The organism is Gibbsiella greigii (genome assembly GCF_039540155.1).
GTDB classification, from domain to species: Bacteria; Pseudomonadota; Gammaproteobacteria; order Enterobacterales; family Enterobacteriaceae; genus Gibbsiella; species Gibbsiella quercinecans.
Genome location: NZ_BAABEM010000006.1, coordinates 108,858 through 127,556, shown reverse-complemented (window position 1 = coordinate 127,556; position 18,699 = coordinate 108,858). Strand labels below are relative to the sequence as shown.

Sequence of the window (18,699 nt, the reverse complement as noted above, 5' to 3'; positions counted from 1 at the left end):
CAAAAATGTCTGAGCAACAACCACAGGGCGCTGAACACGCGTCAGAACTCAATAACGAGCTGCAGGCTCGCCGGGAAAAACTGGCGCTGCTGCGCGAGAAGGGCATTGCGTTCCCGAACGATTTCCGCCGTGACAGCATTTCTGACAAGCTGCATGCCGAATACGACGGCAAAGATAACGAAGAGCTGGAAGCGCTGGGCATCGAAGTTACCGTTGCCGGCCGCATGATGACGCGCCGTATCATGGGCAAGGCATCGTTTGTTACCTTGCAGGACGTTGGCGGCCGTATTCAGCTTTACGTTGCGCGTGACGATCTGGCCGAAGGCATTTACAACGAACAGTTTAAAAAATGGGATTTAGGCGACATTCTGGGCGCCCGCGGCAAACTGTTTAAAACCAAAACCGGCGAGCTGTCTGTGCACTGCACGGAACTGCGCCTGTTGACCAAAGCGCTGCGCCCGCTGCCGGACAAATTCCACGGCCTGGCGGACCAGGAAACCCGCTATCGCCAGCGCTACCTGGATCTGATTGCTAACGACGAATCACGCAACACGTTCAAAGTGCGTTCGCAAATCATGGCCGGCATCCGTAGCTTTATGGTTGGCCGCGGGTTTATGGAAGTAGAAACGCCGATGATGCAGGTGATCCCAGGCGGCGCATCTGCACGCCCATTCATCACCCACCACAATGCGCTGGATATCGACATGTATCTGCGTATTGCGCCGGAACTGTATCTGAAGCGTCTGGTGGTCGGCGGCTTTGAGCGCGTATTCGAAATCAACCGTAACTTCCGCAATGAAGGCGTTTCCCCACGCCACAACCCAGAGTTCACCATGATGGAACTCTATATGGCGTATGCGGATTACAAAGATTTGATCGAACTGACCGAAACCCTGTTCCGCACGCTGGCGCAAGACGTATTGGGCACGCCGCAGGTGCAGTATGGCGAAGAGGTGTTCGACTTCAGCAAGCCATTTGAAAAGCTGACCATGAAAGAGGCGATTAAAAAGTATCGCCCGGAAACCGATCTGGCCGATCTGGACGACATGGCGAAAACCGTTGCCATTGCTGAATCTATCGGCATCAACGTCGAAAAAAGCTGGGGCCTGGGCCGCGTTGTTACCGAGATCTTCGAAGAAGTGGCGGAAAGCCATCTGATTCAGCCGACCTTCATTACCGAATATCCGGCGGAAGTTTCCCCGCTGGCGCGCCGTAATGACGTTAACCCGGAAATCACCGATCGCTTTGAGTTCTTCATCGGCGGCCGTGAAATCGGCAACGGTTTCTCTGAGCTGAATGATGCGGAAGACCAGGCGCAGCGCTTTGCCGATCAGGTTGCGGCGAAGGATGCGGGCGATGACGAAGCGATGTTCTATGACGAAGATTACGTTACCGCGCTGGAGCACGGCCTGCCGCCAACCGCAGGGTTGGGTATCGGTATCGACCGTATGGTGATGCTGTTTACCAACAGCCACACCATCCGCGACGTGATTCTGTTCCCGGCGATGCGCCCAAGTAAGTAAGCGCAGCCTTTCGTCCTGGATAAAAACCGATATGGCGCGCCGTATCGGTTTTTTTATGTGCAGCCAAGCACAAGATTTGCTAACCGCCTAAATTATCGGCAGTTAAGTGTTATCTTCGCTTGCCCGGCGCAGATAACCGGTTATAATGCCAAGCGCACACCCAAGCGGGCGTAGTTCAATGGTAGAACGAGAGCTTCCCAAGCTCTATACGAGGGTTCGATTCCCTTCGCCCGCTCCAAAAAAAACCTTCCTCGAGTTCCTATTAGTTACGTTACCCTGCAAAGCAGTTACAACTTTAGCCATCCATTGTACTACGCCCACACCTGTCGCGTGTGTGGTCAGTGGTATACCGGGAGCAAACCACCACGCTGGCAGTCGTTCCATCGTTTATACTGCGATAGCCTAATATGAACAACAGATGCCTTTACCAAGGCTTAAAACCTCTCCCAAACAGCGGCGCTTACGATGACCCTAGCGCGGGATAAACAGGCGATATGATGGGATTCCTAACCCGTCTGGGAAAGGGGCTGGCTCTACTCCATTTAGTGTATACGATAATGCACACCTGACTCACTGATTGTTACCGCTGAAAATCTGATGCTACGCCTAACGGCGCTGATCGATGGGTGTACCTATCACGGCGCTTCATGGCTTTTATTGTCTAGATGCTGACCGCTTGATGAAGAAGAGCAGCAGACAATTCTTATGTTGAGATTGGGGCGACGCGCTATGATTAGTAAAGTTTATCTTTGAGGTGATCAGGTATGGATACAGTAGAGGAACTCAACGGCACGTATTTTTACGGGGGGCTGATCAACCTTTCAGCGGGGGCGCTGTTCTTTTGGATCATGGTGGATGTGACCGCTGAGCATTTCACCGGGGCAAAAGACGTTATAGCGGCGGCCGCTGTTTATAGTGGACAGAACACGATTCCAGTGCGGGGCAAATTTGCCAAGGCAACGCCGGGAACCAGCTATGCATCTAAATACTCTCGAAAACTGCTAAACCGGTACATGCTGCCGTTCCAGCTTCCGACATGGATACAGTCACCCGTAAACCCGTTCAAAGTTAAGCGGATTATGACCTTTAAACTAGGCACCTTTGTAGGGCGGAGTATTCCTGTTATCGGCTGGATGGTTTTGGCGGTAGACGTGGCACAAATCAGTTACGAGTCAATGGTACGCTATAACCGGATTGTTAAGCCGGAGGATAGGGTATGGTAGACAAACACGCAGAGATAGAGCGGGCTGTCTGGGAATTAGTCGGAGAGTATAACGGGCGACGGCTTTTCACGTTTAAACCGTACCCGCTCAAGCTTGATACTGATCTAAATGAAGACTTCCGAATGGATCCGCTTGATGCTTACGAGCTAATGGAGCGGTACGTAGAAAAGTTCAACGTTGAGCCGTCAGATATCGATTTTGGAAAGTATTTCCCCGAGGATTTCAGTAAAAATCACCCACCGCTAACCGTAGGTATGCTGATTGAATCCGCCAAGGCTGGTCGCTGGCTTTATGATTGACCGGATCATTACCTGATTCATGGGGGACAATCCCCCATCCCAGCGTCGCAGAGGCGACGTTAGCGCCAAGCGCTAACCCGCGTTAAAGCGGGATGCAACCAGCCTGCATACACCAGCTAATGACCAACAACGACAAACGCGACGGCCTGCAATCACATTCGTTGCTACTCCTGTGAAAATCTGATGCTACACCTAACGGCGCTGATCGATGGATGTACCCATCACGTCACTTTATGGGGAGTATCGCTAGTTTTTTGGGGGGATTACCGTCACATTATGCTTCTTGCTCATCAATACGCTCATAAGGCTCTGCCTTGATACGCTGAGTGACGTCTGGTGTTTCACAGGCGGCTACATCAAATAATCAGTCAAGACCGATAATTCTAAACAAATCGTCACTGAAGCGAGATTTTAACTTTACTCAAATAATTGAATGACTATAATGAGCTAAAATTAAAACAGGAGAAATGTGTTGGACAGTCACCCTTACTTAAACATCAAGGCAAGCTGACGCTATTTCCCCTGCGCTGCTTGCCAAAACGGCGGGCAGCAATCTCCTTATACAGACGATTGCATCCCATAAATATAAACACAGCATGGCTGTGAGGATAATCGTCATGTTCATGTTTAAAAATACATTATTCCCTCCGCCTTCAACACGACGTTAATCGCCTCTCCGGCGACAATTTGTCGTGTGCTTAATAAAGCACGTACTTAATTCTTCCAGCAAAAATGGAGGAACGTATGTTGATGTATCCTTATATCGTAAACTTACTCGCAGCGATGTTATTGGGTGCGCTGATTGGCGCCGAAAGGCAATGGCGCCAGCGTATGGCTGGTCTACGCACTAATGCGTTGGTCGCAACCGGCGCAGCGGTTTTTATTCTGAGTTCAATTTCAACATCGCCGGATAGTTCGGGGCGTATTGCGGCGCAGGTAGTCTCAGGAATTGGCTTCCTTGGCGCGGGCGTCATCATGCGTGAAGGCATGAACGTACGCGGCTTGAATACTGCCGCCACGCTGTGGTGCTCTGCGGCGATTGGCGTGCTGTGCGGGTTGGGCCAGTTCTGGCAAGCGGCGGCGGCAACGCTGATAATCTTATGCGCTAATATTTTGCTGCGCGAAGCGGCACAGCGTATTAATCAGATCCCCTGTGCGACAGAAGAAGAGAAGTGCTACGTCCTGAATATCATCTGTAATAGCGAACATGAAAACGCAATTCGTCAGTTATTACTGAATATCAGTAAAGAGATGGCGCTCGGCTTGCAGGGGCTGGCCTCAATTGCAGCGAAAGAACAAGGGCATAAAGAAATCCGCATCGAGCTGGTCGGCAATGCCGATTTTCGCAAGGCTCGAGACCTTATTATGGCAAGAATTGGCGGTCAAGAAAATATTACATCAGTCCGCTGGCGCGTCGAGGGGAGTTAATCTCCTTGATATTCTACTATTGGAATGCGTTACATAAGGAGGGAATTATGGATGTTCCCAGGAAATTAAAGATATAAACGCTTAATAGCGTAAAGATAAATTATGCATAAATATTTTATGCAGGGATAACAACGTCTTTAATTTGAGGATAAATCATGACTGACATGAAAATAGAACACCGGAAAGTAAACCGGTCTGCGTCAGAAAATGATAAACAGCATAAAAAAAGCTTCGCCATTGAAACTGAGGCTTTTAACAGCCCAGACCATACGCTGGCGCGGCTAAACAGTAGTCGCCAGGGGCTAACAACTGAGGATGCGCTTGAACGGCTGGAGGAATATGGCCGTAATGAAGTGGCGCATGAGCAGGCTCCCCCTGCGCTAATCCAACTTTTGCAGGCATTCAATAACCCGTTTATTTATGTCCTGATGGCGCTGGCTACCGTTAGCTTCGTTACCGATTACTGGCTACCGCTGCGTAACGGTGAAGAGACCGATCTGACAGGGATTATCATCATTGTGACGATGGTCAGCCTGAGCGGGTTATTGCGTTTCTGGCAGGAATTTCGTACCAACAAAGCGGCGCATGCGTTGAAATCAATGGTCCGCACCACGGCGACGGTGCTGCGGCGCGGCCCCGGCGATGTCGGCCCTGTGCAGGAAGAAATTGCGATTGAAGCGCTGGTGCCAGGGGACATCATCTTCCTGGCGGCGGGCGACCTGGTTCCGGCGGACGTTCGCTTGCTGGAGTCCCGGGACCTGTTTGTCAGCCAGTCGATACTCAGCGGAGAGTCGCTGCCGGTTGAAAAGTATGACGTGATGGCCAGCGTTTCCGGCAAAGGCAGCGACCGGCTTCCTGAGCCAAACAAGAGCAATAGCCTGCTTGAGATGGGCAATATCTGCCTGATGGGAACCAACGTGACCAGCGGCAGGGCGCAGGCGGTGGTCGTGGCTACCGGAAACCGCACCTGGTTTGGCTCGCTGGCGAAGTCGATCGTTGGCACGCGTACCCAGACGGCGTTCGATCGCGGGGTGAACAGCGTTAGCTGGTTGTTGATTCGTTTTATGCTGGTGATGGTACCGATTGTGCTGCTGATTAACGGCTTCAGCAAAGGCGACTGGGTAGAGGCATCGTTGTTTGCCCTAGCGGTAGCGGTTGGCCTGACGCCGGAGATGCTGCCGATGATCGTCAGCTCAAACCTGGCGAAAGGCGCTATCGCGATGTCGCGGCGCAAAGTGATCGTCAAACGCCTGAATGCGATTCAGAACTTTGGCGCCATGGACGTGTTGTGTACCGATAAAACCGGCACGCTGACTCAGGACAATATCATTCTTGAGCATCATCTTGACGTGAGCGGTACCGAGAGCGACCGGGTGCTGACGCTGGCATGGCTCAACAGCAGCAGCCAGAGTGGGGCGCGCAACCTGATGGATAGAGCGGTGCTGCGTTTTGGCGAGGGGCGGATTGCACCATCGACGAAAGAGCGCTTTGTGAAGCTTGATGAACTGCCGTTCGACTTTGTGCGCCGTCGGGTGTCGGTCTCCGTGGAAGATGTACGCCACGGCGATAAGAGCCTGATCTGCAAGGGCGCGGTCGAAGAGATGCTGATGGTGGCGACCCACCTGCGCGAAGGCGACAACGTGGTCGCGCTGGATGAAACCCGCCGCGATCAGCTGTTAGCTAAAACCGAGGACTATAACGCTCAGGGGTTCCGCGTACTGCTGGTGGCGAGCCGCAAACTGGATGACTCAGCCTTGATAACCCCGCTCAGCACCGCCGACGAGCAGGGGCTGACGGTCGAAGGGATGCTGACCTTCCTTGATCCGCCGAAAGAGAGCGCTGGAAAAGCGATTACTGCGCTACGCGATAACGGCGTGGCGGTGAAAGTCCTGACTGGCGATAATCCGGTGGTTACGGCGCGCATTTGCCTTGAAGTGGGCATTGATGCCCACGGCATCCTGACCGGGGCGCAGATTGAAGCGATGTCGGATCGCGAACTGGAGCGCGAAGTGGAAACACGTTCGGTGTTCGCTAAGCTGACGCCGCTACAGAAGTCACGCATTTTGAAAACGTTGCAGAAAAATGGTCATACCGTCGGCTTCCTCGGCGATGGCATCAACGATGCCCCGGCGTTGCGCGATGCGGACGTGGGGATATCCGTCGACAGCGCGGCGGATATCCCCAAAGAAGCATCCGATATCATCCTGCTGGAAAAGGATCTGATGGTGCTGGAAGAGGGGGTGATCAAAGGACGTGAGACCTTCGGCAATATCATTAAGTACCTGAACATGACCGCCAGCTCTAACTTCGGCAACGTCTTTTCGGTGCTGGTGGCCAGCGCGTTTATTCCGTTCCTGCCGATGCTGGCGATCCATCTGCTGATCCAGAACCTGATGTACGATCTCTCTCAGCTCTCGTTGCCGTGGGATAAGATGGACAAAGAGTTTCTGCGCAAACCGCGCAAGTGGGATGCCAAAAACATCGGCCGCTTTATGCTGTGGATTGGCCCCACGTCGTCCATTTTTGATATCACCACCTTTGCGCTGATGTGGTACGTGTTTGCGGCGAATAACGTCGAAGCGCAGGCGCTGTTCCAGTCCGGGTGGTTTATTGAAGGGCTGCTGTCGCAGACGCTGGTGGTGCATATGCTGAGAACGCAGAAAATTCCGTTTATCCAGAGCTGTGCGACGCTGCCGGTATTGCTCACCACTGCGCTGATTATGGCGATAGGGATCTACATTCCGTTCTCGCCGCTGGGAGCGGTGGTCGGGCTGGAGCCGTTGCCGCTGAGCTACTTCCCATGGCTGGTTGCGACGCTGCTCAGTTACTGCCTGGTGGCGCAGGGAATGAAGCGTTTCTATATCAAACGTTTCGGCCAGTGGTTCTGATGATAAGGAGGCGCAGAGATGAATCGTTCTCCGGACACCATCATCGCGCTGATATTTTTCCTGATGGGGTTGCTGGTGCTGCTGTGGGCTATCTGGCAAATCCTGTGCTGAAAAGGGGGGCTCGATGCGTAAAGGATCGCTGGATAACATCTTTATTCAGGTTGTGATTATTGCGGCCATCATTATTCTACTGACTATCTGGATAAGATAAGAGGAGCCCGGGCCTGTGGCCCGGGATTTCAAGTCGTGATGTGATGGGTATCCCTCCTGCGGGAGCTTGTACCGCATTCCGTGTAAATGCCTTTTTTCCGTAGTGGCCGTCCTGGCGGTCAACGAACTGGGTAATAAATCGGCATACCCCCATGTTGGCGCCGCGGTAAGCGGCTATGCCTTATTGCCTTGCCGGCGGTGAGCGGCCAGCAGCAGTTTCAGCATGGTTTCGGCGGCGGGCGATAAAGGGCGCGAGCCATGGGTGACTGCGTAATGTTTCACTTCCCAACGCGGCGTGCCCGGCACTTCCTGCAAGGGGAGCTCAGGGCGCAGCCGTTCAGCATAGTGGGTTGGCAGAATGCCGACATATTGCCCGGTGGCAATCAGCATCGCTACGGCCTCAATCCCATTCGCTTCCGGGCCACGCCGGTAACCCAGGCGGGCAATGCTCTCTTCAACAAAAGCCTGCTGACGACGGAAAACCACAGGGCGTTTTTCACCCGGTAATTCGGAAGCGATGAAATAAAGTTGATGGCTTTCACTGTACAACTCAATATAACGTAAAGATATGACCTTCTGGTGTTCCATAATACCTTTAACCGCAATATCCAGCTTGCGGTCGAGCAATGCCTGAATAAGCTGCGGCGCCGTCAGAGTATGCAACGATAAATTTACCAGCGGGGCTATGTGGTGTAATTCTTTTAGTGCCAGATGTAAAAAACTGCCGGGATTACCAATAGTATTATCAGAAAAACCTATGGATAAATCACCGGAGATAATTTCACGGCTGGCATCAATGGCCGGGAAAATACGATCGAGCGCATCCAGCGCCTCTTGGGCGTAAACCAGCGCGGCCTTGCCCGCTTCGGTGAGCTCGAAGCCCTGCGGGCCGCGGCTACAGAGTTTGGCCCCCAGCGTTTCCTCAACGGATTTAATCTGCCGGCTGATGGTGGTTTTCGTCATGTTCAGTTTATTTTCCGCCGCGGAAAAACCGCCGGCCTGCGCCGCCACGCAAAATATTCGCAGCGCTCTTAAATCACGTTCATTCAGTACTCGGGGCTTCATGGTTGTTTTTCCTGCAACGATGATTGCATAAAAAGTCTATTTTCGGTGCGGGCGAGCATTAATACAATCGCCGGTAACACATTTGCCACACCAGGGAAATATACCATGTCAGAAATATTGACCGTTGCACCAAAAACAAATCATAAATCTCTGTTATTTTCTGAATTAGCGTTGGATCTGGATAACCTGCAGGCGCATTTTGCCGTATTAGGCATGCCATATGGCGCGGCTTATACCCCGCAGGACTACAATAATGATCAAACCAATGCGCCAACGGCGATCCGCCAGGCCTCCGATCGGGTGATCCGCAGCCCGGAACGTTATGATTTTGATATTGATGGCCCGCTATTACAGGGGCGGAAGGATGTGCGCTTTGTCGATTGTGGTGATGTGCCTGCCGATCTGAACGAACCGCGCGGCCACTTTAAACGCGCCGAGCTGGCAACGCGCAAAATCCTGGCGGCGGGCGCCATTCCTATCGTGCTGGGCGGCGATCACGGTATTACTAACCCCATTCTGCGCGCTTTTGACGAGCAGGGGCCTATCACCATTATTCACCTGGATGCGCATCTTGATTGGCGCGACGAGGTGAACGGCGTTAAGGACGGGCTCTCCAGCCCGATGCGCCGGGCTTCGGAACTGTCGTATGTGAAACAGATTATTCAGATCGGCATGCGTGCATCGGGCAGTGCGCGCCAGGAAGAGGCAGACTATGCGCGGCAATGGGGCGCCGAAATCATTACCGCTTATGAATTACATGATATCGGTATGGACGCGGTGCTGGCGCGGATCCCTGATGGGGGGCGCTATTACCTGACTATCGATGCTGATGGCCTCGATCCCTCCTGTATGCCAGCCGTGGCCGGGCCGGCACCTGGTGGCGTTACCTTCGTTCAGGCACGGAAATTGATACATGGGCTGGTGAAGAAAGGCCGCGTGGTGGGAATGGACTTTGTGGAAATTCAGCCAGCCAAAGATATTCACCAACACTCCTGCATGATCGCTGGCCGTTTGATCCTCAATTTCATCGGAGCTGCGATCCGCGCTGGCTATTGTGATACCGCTCGTTAATTAACCGGGGAAATGCTGATGAAACTGAAAACATTACTGATCACGCTTTGTATGCCAGCGATCCTGTATTTCGGCAACAGTATGGCCGCCGAGCCGATACGCGTCGCCATCGATCCTACCTTCCCGCCGATGGAATACATGCAGCAGGGGAAACGCGTCGGCTTTGATATCGATCTGGCCGAAGCGCTGGCGGAAAAACTGGGTCGCCCGCTGGAATATACCGATATGGATTTTAAAGCGATGGTGCCTTCGGTGCTGGCCGGCCGTTCCGATATAATCTTATCGGCGATTTACATTACGGATGACCGCAAAAAAGTCGTCGACTTTACCGAACCTTATTTTTCCGCCGGTTTGGTCATTTTAGTCAATAAAGACAACACCAGCATTAAAGGCCCGGCCGATCTTGCCGGCAAACGGGTCGCGGTTCAGGTAGGCACCAAATCGGTGAGCGTATTGAACAGCGAGTACCCGACGGCGAAGCTAATTGAGGTGGAAAAGAATGAGGAGATGTTTAACTCACTGACTTCCGGCCGGGCAGATGCAGTGGTTACCGGCAAGCCGGCTGCGCTGTTGTTCGCGAAAGTGCGCGGCACCAGCAAAGTGTTGGCGGAACCTGTCACGCATGAAGATTATGGCATTGCCGTCAGCAAACGTGAACCGGAGCTGCGCGCGGCGCTGAATAAAGCACTGGAACAAATTCGCGCAGACGGGAGTTGGCAGCGTATTTACGATAAGTGGTTTGGCGCCGCCGGTAACTAAGGGAGCATCGCGAATATGCTCACTTTTGATTTTTCACCCGCTCTGGCAGGTTGGCGAGAGTTGCTCGCAGGCGCACTAGTGACGATAGAAGTGACGCTATGCGCCATGCTGTTGAGCTGTATCCTCGGCACGCTAATCGGCCTGGCGCGCGTTAATCCCGCGCGTAAAGCCTTGTGGCTGGCCGGTAACACCTATGTCGTGTTGGTCCGCGGCACGCCGTTGCTGGTGCAACTGTTTATCCTCTATTTCGGCCTGCCTTACTTCGGCATTGTGATCCCGGCCTTCGTTTGCGGGGTGATTGGCATGGGCTGTTACTCTGCGGCCTATGTGTCTGAACTGGTGCGCGGCGCCATTTTGTCTATCGATCGCGGCCAGATGGAGGCGGGGCGTTCGATGGGGATGTCATCCGGGCAGGCGATGCGTTGGGTCATTATGCCGCAAGCGCTGGTGCGGATGGTGCCGCCGATGGCGAACGAGTTTATCGCGCTGACCAAAAATTCGGCCCTGGTGTCATTGGTGACCATTCACGATGTGATGCATGAGGGGCAGAAGATTATCAGCGTTTCTTACCGCTCGCTGGAGGTTTATATCGTGATTGCCTTTATCTATCTGATATTGACCAGCGCCACGATGCTGGCGTTACGGCAACTGGAGCGCAAGCTGCGCGCCGGGGGGATGGTGCAATGAGCCAGGGTATTATTCAGGTTAGCGATCTGCACAAATCCTTTGGCGCCAACCGCATTCTTAATGGCATCAGCCTTGAGGTGAAACGCGGTGAGGTGGTGGTGATTATCGGGCCGAGTGGCTCCGGGAAAAGCACTTTTTTGCGTTGTTGCAATGGTCTTGAGCAGGCGGAGAGCGGCTCGATTCGTATTTGCGGCGAGCGGTTGCTGGACAAGGGCATCATGCTGGAGGATATACGGCTGAATGCGTTACGAACGCATGTGGGCATGGTATTCCAGTCGTTTAATTTATTTCCCCACCTGACGATTTTACAAAACGTGGCTATTGGCCCACGCAAAATCTTGCAGCAGCCAAAAGCGCACGCCGAGCAGTTGGCGATGCAATTGTTGGATAAAGTTGGTTTGGGGCATAAAGCGGATGCGATGCCGGCCAGCCTTTCCGGTGGGCAGAAGCAGCGCGTCGCCATCGCGCGTGCGCTGGCATTGCAGCCAGAGGTGATGCTGTTTGATGAACCTACCTCCGCGCTGGATCCGGAGTTGGTTGATGAAGTGTTGGCTGTCATGAAGCAGTTAGCGCGCGAAGGGATGACCATGCTGGTGGTGACTCACGAGATGAGCTTCGCCAGAGAGATGGCGGATACGCTGGTGGTGATGGAGGAAGGGCGCATTGTGGAAGCGGGGCCGGCCGCGGCGATTTTCGCTCGCCCGGCGCACGCCAGAACACAGGCATTGCTTAGAAAAATCAGTTGAAGGGCGCTAGAAGATGACCAATATGCGTGGGATCGATCGGGTTAACCGTGCCTTTACCGGAATCGCCACCTTTCTGCGCGTCGATTACTGTGATGATCTCGCGCAGCTAGAGGCGCAGATGGCGGTATTTGGCGTACCGCTGGATGAAGCCTCGCCTTTTATGCCGGGATCGCGCATGGCACCGCGCAGTATCCGCGAACATTCGATGCGGTTTTCCCCCAGCGGCTTTTACGATATCGCCCGCCAGCAACATTTTCTCGCCAATGAAATTACCAGTGGAAAAATTCAAGATGTGGGGGATGTGGATATTCTGCCCACCAATCTGCTGCAAACCCTGGAAAATATCTCGCAGATGACTCGCCAGCTACGGCGTAAAGGGGTGATACCGGTGGCGATAGGCGGGGATCATTCCGTCTCGTATCCGTTGATTCGTGGTATTGAAGAACCGATACATGTGATTCAGTTTGACGCACACCTGGATTTTGCGCCGGTGCAAAAACAGATGCACTATACCAATGGTCAGCCTTTCCGCCATATAGCAGCCCTGCCGCAAGTGAAAAGCCTGACCCAGGTCGGTATCCGCAGCCTGCGTGTTCGCCCGGAAGAAGTCGCCGATGCCCGTGCGCAAGGCAGTTGCATCGTTCCCATCAATGATTTCCGTAAAAGCAGCCCGCAACAGATCGCGTCATTATTACCCGCCGGTGAGAAATGCTACGTCAGCATTGATATCGACGTGCTGGATATGGCGCTGGTACCCGGCTGCGTTTCCGCCGAGCCTGACGGCATGAGCTATGCACAGTTACGCAACACATTGTGCGCGCTGGCGGAGCGGATGGAGATTATTGGTTTTGACCTGGTCGAGGTTAACCCGTTGCTGGATGTCGGTACGGGCATGACTTCCTATCTGGCGGCCCATACGATGGTGGAGTTTATCGGCCATATTTTTGCTCACCGTTGAGGTAGCCACCCGCCGTCAAAAAGCGGATTGACGATGCGGCCAGCAACTCTGTGTTCCAACGTGATGGCAGCCAGGCAAAATCTTCCGGGCTCCTTTCCCCCAGCCGCTGTTGCCCCCATAAAAGTGGGGCAGCGGGGCGCTGCACCCAACGCGCCGCATTCCCTCATCATGCGGCGCTCTTTTGCTGCTATTGCTAAGAAAAACCGGCGTTTTCCTTTATGCGGGATAAAATACGTTCAGATCGCAATGCCGAGGGAAAAATTCATTTAGATCGTCCTGATGGGTAATGGCGATGACCGTACAGCCGGGTAGCGCCGTTTTTATCAGCGTCAGCATCGCGGCGGCGGCCGCCGGATCGAGATTGCTGGTGGCTTCGTCAAGATACAGCGTATCAGGCTGGACGATCAGCGCGCGGAAATCCGCCTCAACACGCTGTTGATGATAATTGAAGAAGAGGCGGCGCACTTGCAGCTTAATACCGGCCTGTTGCGGATGCGGTCACGAGTGTTCAACACCGAGCCTAGAGGAAGAAGATTGAGGCGATCTCTGCGTTCTTCATGATGTGCATTCGCTGGAAGACGCCGGCGTTAGTGATATTCTGTTGCCACGACGTATCTTGATGCTGGCGTTTCGCCATCCGTTTTAACCAAGGAGATTTCTGTGAAACTAACCCCACCGGCAGAACTGCTGCCGGGCGATCCCCGCTTTGGCTGCGGCCCGTCGTTGATCCACCTGGACGATCTGTCCGCCCTAAAGGATTTTGGGCCGCATCTGCTGGGTACCAGCCACCGTAAGGCGCCAGTGCGTGCGCTGTGCGGCAGCATTCAACAAGGGCTGCGGGAACTGTTGTCCGTTCCGGAAGACTACAGCATTGTGCTTGGCAACGGCGGCGCGACGGCGTTGTTCGACATGGTTGGGCTGGGGATGGTGAAATCCCGCATTGTTCATCATGTTTGCGGCGAGTTTTCCGATAAGTGGTTTAAAGCGTCCAAACGCATCCCGTGGATCAGCGCGGAGGCACAGCGGGTTGAGTATGGCCAGGGCTTTCATGAGTTCGTTACCGCCGGTGCAGACGTGGTGACGACGACACTGAACGAAACGTCCACGGGCGTAATGAATACCGCATTGCCGCAGGTGGGGGACGATTGCCTGTTGGCGGTGGATGCCACCAGCGGCGCCGGGCAAATTCCCTGCGATCTTTCCCGCGTCGATCTGTTTTTCTTTTCGCCGCAGAAGGTTTTCGCCAGCGAAGGCGGATTATTCGTGGCGATATTGTCACCGAAAGCCAAAGCGCGCATTGCGGAGATTGCCAGCGACAGCACGCGCTATATCCCGGCCTTCGCCGACTGGACGTTAGCGCTCAGCAACAGTGAGCAACAACAGACCTATAACACACCGGCGGTGGTCACCCTGTTCTTGTTTGCAGAACAGTTGAAACGTATGAATGCGCTGGGCTTTGCGGAAGTGCAGCGCCGGGCCGCGCGCAAAGCTGAACTGCTGTATCAGTGGGCGCAGGAGCGGGAATATCTCAGCGCCTATGTGGCGGAGCCGGGCTTGCGCTCAACCACCGTCGCCACCATCGATGTGGACGCGCGGATTTCCGCGAGCAAACTGATCGCTTACCTGGACGCGCAGGGCTATGCTCACGGCATTGATGGCTACCGGGTATTGGGCCGCAATCAGTTGCGCATTGCGTTATTCCACAATATAGCTTTTGACGATCTGCAGAAGCTCACCGCCCTGATCGATTTTCTGGTCGCCAGCGGTGAATTCGCCGCTTAAACTCCCCGTGGCACAGCAATGTGCCGCCTTTTCTCCGCGGCTGCCATGTTCAGCACGCCGCGGCAACCGTCGAATGTCTTCCCAAACTGGCCCAGCGCATCGGCCAAACACTCCGCGCTTTATCTTTTGCAGATAGCGTGCACAGTGGCATAAAACCATTACACTAGAATGGACTTCTTTTTTTCATAAGCGCAGATTGACCATAACGTCTGCAAACGGATAAAAATCAACGTGTTTACTGGCCTGAACAAAAACGAAGAAAAAAAACTGGCAACACTTGAGCTGCTCAAGGCCGAAGACAGCGTGCGCGATCGGGCTCTGGGGGAGTTTGCATGGCTGGCGAGCAAGGTCATGGGCGTGCCGGGTTATTTCGTGACGATTTTTGATAATGCCTATCAAAATATCAAATTTGCAAAAAATGTGCCTTTCTCCGTTGGCCGGCAGCCGATGGCCAAAGCCCTGTATCAGCAGGCGCCGGCGGCGGACGGCCCCGTTATCTGCCCAGATACGCGTACCGATCAGCGGTTCAAAAACCACCGCGTGGTTAACGATGGCTCCGTTATTTTTTATGCGGCGGCGCCGTTGCGCACGCGGGATGGCTATGTGCTGGGTTCGCTCTGTGTGGTTGATCGCTGCCCGCATCATCCGTCGCCAGAGGATATCGACAGCTTTCTGCGCATTGCTGCGCTGGCCAGCGTTTATCTTGAGTCCCGCTACTCGGTTGGCCGTATCGATGCCTTTACCGAGTTACCGAACCGGCGGCAACTGCATCTGGACATCGAAAAATTGGTAGAAGAAGGGGGGCATACCTCTTACAGTTTGATCCTGTTCGACTGTATCGACATGCCCACAGCCTATGAACTTTCCCGTTATCTTGGCGTTGCAGCGGTGGAACGAATGTTGAAAGACTTCAGTTCATTACTGCGCCTGCGGCTTAATCTGCGGAAAAAAACGGTGTTATATGCCTTCGCCACCGGCAGGTATGCGGTATTGGTTAAATCGCGCAGTGCCAAACGGCTTATTCAAAAAGCGGCATCGCTAGTGTCAACGGATGCAAAAATCACCACCGACGTGAATGTCACGCTTTATATTCATGCCGGTTATGTTTCGTTTAAACCGGTTCAGGCTTCGGTGCATGAGGTGTTTCGCCATGCGATCAGCGCCCTGCATGAAGCCATCAGGCAGAGGCAGCCTGTTCAGCCCTTTGATATTGAACTGGATAAAAGAAGAAACGATGAGTTCAGGCTGCTGTACGATCTCGGTGAGGCGATAAAATCCGAAGGGCAGATTTACCTGGTCTACCAGCCGAAAGTCTCACTGGCGGATGGCCATATGGAGGGCGTGGAAGCCCTGTTGCGCTGGCAACACCCGGCCAGGGGGAATATCTCCCCGGCAACGATCATTGCGCTGGCGGAGAAAACCAGCGTGATGGCCGATATTACCAAATGGGTTATCGCCAGGGCGCTGGCGCAACTTAAAGAATGGCGCGCAATGGGCATTCGCATCCCTATTTCGATCAACGTGAACGTCAGCGATTTATCGCAGCCCGGCTTTGCCGGCCGGCTGGAAGAACAGGTGCACGCCGCCGGCCTCATCCCCGCCGATCTGCGCATTGAGTGCCTGGAAACGGAAAAGGTGCTGGAAAGCACTGTCGCCCTGCATGAACTGGGGTTGCTAAGGCAAATAGGTTTCTGGATTTTGCTGGATGATTTCGGTGCCGGGTATAGCAATATCAACTATTTGCGCCGTATACCATTGGATATTATCAAGCTCGACAGCTCGTTAATCAGCCGGATCACCACGGATCCCGGCAGCCGTATTATTGTCAGAAATGTCATCGTGATGCTGAAAGAGTTGGACTATATCGTGCTTGCCGAAGGGGTTGAGGATGAGGAAACGGCGCTGATGCTCAAGGAATTCGGCTGTGATGAGGCGCAAGGCTATTATTTTTCCAAACCGGTTTCACCCAAGCAAATCCAAGCCTTGCTGTTAGGCCCGTAGTCAGCGGGCGCTATCACGTTTTCTCACACGGCGTTTAGATGGCCGGCAATCGACTGTAGACGATCACGCGGTTACGCCCGCCAGCCTTGGCACGATACAGTGCCTGATCGGCATAGTTGAGTACGTCGTCGGGGGTGGCGTTATCCTGGCTGAATGCCACGCCGACCGAGATGGTGACCGTGTGCCCGGCGATCAGGCTATTCGCTTCGATTCCGGCGCGCAGGCGCTCCGCGATATCATGCCCCTGAGCCGGAGCAGCGTTTGGCATCAGCACCAGGAATTCCTCTCCCCCCAGGCGGAACACCATATCTTCTTCACGGCAATAGCGGGTCAGCAACTGCGCCACCTTTTTGATGGTTTCGTCGCCGGTTTCATGGCCCCAGGTATCGTTAACCTGTTTGAAATGGTCAATATCTATCGCCAATGCGGTGAAGTCTTGCTTGATAACCTGCCACTGCTCCAGCTTGAACTGCAGCCCCCGCCGGTTCAACAAGCCGGTCATGGGATCGGTCAGCGTTTCTTGGCGTAATTCGTTCATATTTTTGTTCAGCAGCGTCAGGCCGACAAGCAGCGCACGTTTAATCTCGCGGGACTCGAAATACCATGAGCGAATAATACTGATGTTTTCAATCGTCTTCGGCGAATTCATTTGCCGGGCCTGTACGGCAAGCTGCCATAACGGTCTTGCCAGGAACAGCGAGATGATCAGCGCCAAAATGGTGGTGAGGATGCCCCAGGGCGCGGCGTTCCAAATCACGCGCTGTTGTAAAATGGTGAGTGGATGCAGGGTGGTCGATACGGGTTTATCCACCAGCACCGTCCAGCCGGATGAGGGGATCAACGCAAAGCCGGCCAGCGTTTGCTCCTGTGTCGAGCTGCCAAGCAACGCTGAACCGCTGGTTTCGTGGTCAAACAGGCCAGAGGACCACGGTTCCAATTTTCCGCCCTTTTTATCGTTGTCATACAATACGTTGCCGTTGGCATCCATCACGCGCAGGCGCGTGCCGTCGCGGTAGTATTGCTGGCCGAGCAGCAGGTTCAAAATACTGTTCTTTTCAAGATAAATAGAGCCGCCAACCAAGCCAAGCCTTTCCCCATTCTTATTCTTTATTGGGGCGGTGATCAGTACCACATAGTTATGATTTGCGGTGACAAACGGCGGGCTGACTGCCGGTGCGTCTAAATGGAGCGCCTTATCCAGCGCATCGTTGGCCGCCACTCTTCCTTTGGCATTCAAATTTTCCGGCGCAATGGTGCGAACCAACCTGTAGTTATTCAGCACCAACACCGAATTGAAACTGCTGGTTTGCCCGTGTAGCCGGCGGACTTCGCTTTCCAGCAGTGCGTCATTATTAAAGTCGTTACCGAGTATTTTTGCGCTCCAGCTAAGCTGTGCGAAGGCGTTTTGCAAGAACAGTTCGGTGGTATTAGCCAGCTTTACTGCCGCCACGCGGTTTGATTCCTGCGTGTTGTTAAACATCACCTCGCGCTGCACGTGAAATGCCGCCAGCAGTATGTTCAGTGCAGTGATGATAATGCTGGCAATAACCAGGCAGGTGATGAGATAGCGGAGATCAATCCGTGGCAACAGCTTATGGAACATAATGATCGCCTCTGACTGGTGGGTAAACGTGAAGCGATATGGCGGTTTGCTGCCGTATCCGCATGCCATGGTGTGGGCCGAGAGGCGTGTAAGGATGACCGTAAATGGCATCTGTCTCGGGCTGGCTGATAAATGCTTCGGATGATCTTAGGATCGCAATCTTCTGTCAATGAAAAACGGCTTAATGTTACCCACTATCGCCGCGGTGTTTGGCGCAGTTTTCTATGTGCGGTGATTGGGTTATTGGGCTGCAAGAGAAGCGGCATTCGCCCACACGGCGGGCAGGAATAAATATTTCTGACGAAAACCGGCGGTGTCACGATAAATATGGGGGAAGTGTGCCACACTGTGCGTGGCAAAACTGCACAAATTTTCGCCGGGTGAAAGGTTGTGTTCTGGCGATGAATCACAGAAGTTGGCTTGCATCGCCCAATACCACGGCTGCGACCGGAACCT

The 18,699-nt window shown here is 53.7% G+C and carries 17 protein-coding genes and 1 tRNA gene; 15 read left to right on the top strand and 3 right to left on the bottom strand.

The genetic code is table 11. The features are described from left to right. Positions 1-5: 5 nt before the first annotated feature. From lysS to mgtU, 8 genes are all read left to right on the top strand, one after another. Positions 6-1,523 (top strand): lysine--tRNA ligase, encoded by a 1,518-nt coding sequence (gene lysS / locus AC559G_RS03855; protein ID WP_498911439.1) that lies wholly within the window; start codon positions 6-8, stop codon positions 1,521-1,523. A 164-nt stretch (positions 1,524-1,687) separates the two neighbouring features. Continuing rightward, positions 1,688-1,761: transfer RNA gene (locus AC559G_RS03850), tRNA-Gly, on the top strand. 526 nt (positions 1,762-2,287) lie between these two features. After that, positions 2,288-2,746, top strand: coding sequence for an STM2901 family protein (locus AC559G_RS03845; RefSeq protein ID WP_462614343.1), 459 nt, complete (start codon positions 2,288-2,290; stop codon positions 2,744-2,746). Next, positions 2,740-3,045, top strand: a complete 306-nt coding sequence (locus AC559G_RS03840; protein ID WP_462614342.1) for a DUF1493 family protein — start codon at positions 2,740-2,742, stop codon at positions 3,043-3,045. The genes AC559G_RS03845 and AC559G_RS03840 overlap by 7 nt, the downstream gene beginning before the upstream one ends. Before the next feature lie 732 nt (positions 3,046-3,777). After that, positions 3,778-4,473, top strand: a complete 696-nt coding sequence (locus tag AC559G_RS03835; RefSeq protein ID WP_498911436.1) for an MgtC family protein — start codon at positions 3,778-3,780, stop codon at positions 4,471-4,473. A gap of 155 nt (positions 4,474-4,628) precedes the next feature. Then, positions 4,629-7,361 carry a magnesium-translocating P-type ATPase gene (gene mgtA, locus AC559G_RS03830; RefSeq protein WP_498911434.1) on the top strand — a complete coding sequence of 911 codons (2,733 nt, stop codon included), beginning with the start codon at positions 4,629-4,631 and terminating at the stop codon, positions 7,359-7,361. Between the two features lie 18 nt (positions 7,362-7,379). Further along, positions 7,380-7,472 (top strand): protein MgtR, encoded by a 93-nt coding sequence (gene mgtR / locus AC559G_RS03825; protein WP_095847375.1) that lies wholly within the window; start codon positions 7,380-7,382, stop codon positions 7,470-7,472. A 13-nt stretch (positions 7,473-7,485) separates the two neighbouring features. Then, positions 7,486-7,572, top strand: coding sequence for a magnesium transporter protection protein MgtU (gene mgtU / locus AC559G_RS03820; RefSeq protein ID WP_498911946.1), 87 nt, complete (start codon positions 7,486-7,488; stop codon positions 7,570-7,572). 173 nt (positions 7,573-7,745) lie between these two features. On the opposite strand, the gene AC559G_RS03815 is transcribed toward mgtU, so the two are convergent. Beyond that, positions 7,746-8,636: a LysR family transcriptional regulator gene (locus AC559G_RS03815; RefSeq protein WP_438599381.1), complete on the bottom strand. Its 891-nt coding sequence runs from the start codon at positions 8,634-8,636 to the stop codon at positions 7,746-7,748. A gap of 105 nt (positions 8,637-8,741) precedes the next feature. On the opposite strand from AC559G_RS03815, the gene AC559G_RS03810 reads away from it, so the two are divergent. From AC559G_RS03810 to AC559G_RS03790, 5 genes are read left to right on the top strand one after another with little or no spacing between them, the layout of a single operon-like run. Beyond that, positions 8,742-9,707 carry an agmatinase gene (locus AC559G_RS03810; protein ID WP_498911432.1) on the top strand — a complete coding sequence of 322 codons (966 nt, stop codon included), beginning with the start codon at positions 8,742-8,744 and terminating at the stop codon, positions 9,705-9,707. Positions 9,708-9,725: 18 nt separating this feature from the next. Further along, on the top strand, positions 9,726-10,466 hold the full coding sequence (locus tag AC559G_RS03805; RefSeq protein WP_498911430.1) for a transporter substrate-binding domain-containing protein: 741 nt from the start codon (positions 9,726-9,728) through the stop codon (positions 10,464-10,466). Between the two features lie 15 nt (positions 10,467-10,481). Further along, positions 10,482-11,153 carry an amino acid ABC transporter permease gene (locus AC559G_RS03800; RefSeq protein WP_095847378.1) on the top strand — a complete coding sequence of 224 codons (672 nt, stop codon included), beginning with the start codon at positions 10,482-10,484 and terminating at the stop codon, positions 11,151-11,153. Next, entirely contained in the window at positions 11,150-11,899 is a 750-nt protein-coding gene (locus tag AC559G_RS03795) for an amino acid ABC transporter ATP-binding protein (protein ID WP_498911427.1), read from the top strand. Before AC559G_RS03800 ends, AC559G_RS03795 begins: the two co-directional genes overlap by 4 nt. 13 nt (positions 11,900-11,912) lie before the next feature. Beyond that, entirely contained in the window at positions 11,913-12,857 is a 945-nt protein-coding gene (locus AC559G_RS03790; RefSeq protein ID WP_498911425.1) for an arginase family protein, read from the top strand. A gap of 216 nt (positions 12,858-13,073) precedes the next feature. Here AC559G_RS03790 and AC559G_RS03785 read toward each other — a convergent pair whose 3' ends face one another. Then, on the bottom strand, positions 13,074-13,322 hold the full coding sequence (locus AC559G_RS03785) for a hypothetical protein (protein ID WP_498911423.1): 249 nt from the start codon (positions 13,320-13,322) through the stop codon (positions 13,074-13,076). 195 nt (positions 13,323-13,517) lie between these two features. Between AC559G_RS03785 and AC559G_RS03780 the strand changes: the two genes are divergently transcribed. Together AC559G_RS03780 and AC559G_RS03775 are read left to right on the top strand one after the other, a co-directional pair. After that, a complete protein-coding gene (locus AC559G_RS03780) occupies positions 13,518-14,639 on the top strand; it encodes a PLP-dependent aminotransferase family protein (protein ID WP_498911421.1) in 1,122 nt (373 codons plus the stop codon). 231 nt (positions 14,640-14,870) lie between these two features. After that, positions 14,871-16,640: a sensor domain-containing phosphodiesterase gene (locus tag AC559G_RS03775; protein ID WP_498911419.1), complete on the top strand. Its 1,770-nt coding sequence runs from the start codon at positions 14,871-14,873 to the stop codon at positions 16,638-16,640. Between the two features lie 34 nt (positions 16,641-16,674). Here the strand turns inward: AC559G_RS03775 and AC559G_RS03770 are convergent, their stop codons facing one another. Then, complete coding sequence (locus AC559G_RS03770; RefSeq protein WP_498911417.1) at positions 16,675-18,243, bottom strand: sensor domain-containing diguanylate cyclase; 1,569 nt, start codon at positions 18,241-18,243, stop codon at positions 16,675-16,677. Between the last annotated feature and the right edge of the window lie 456 nt (positions 18,244-18,699).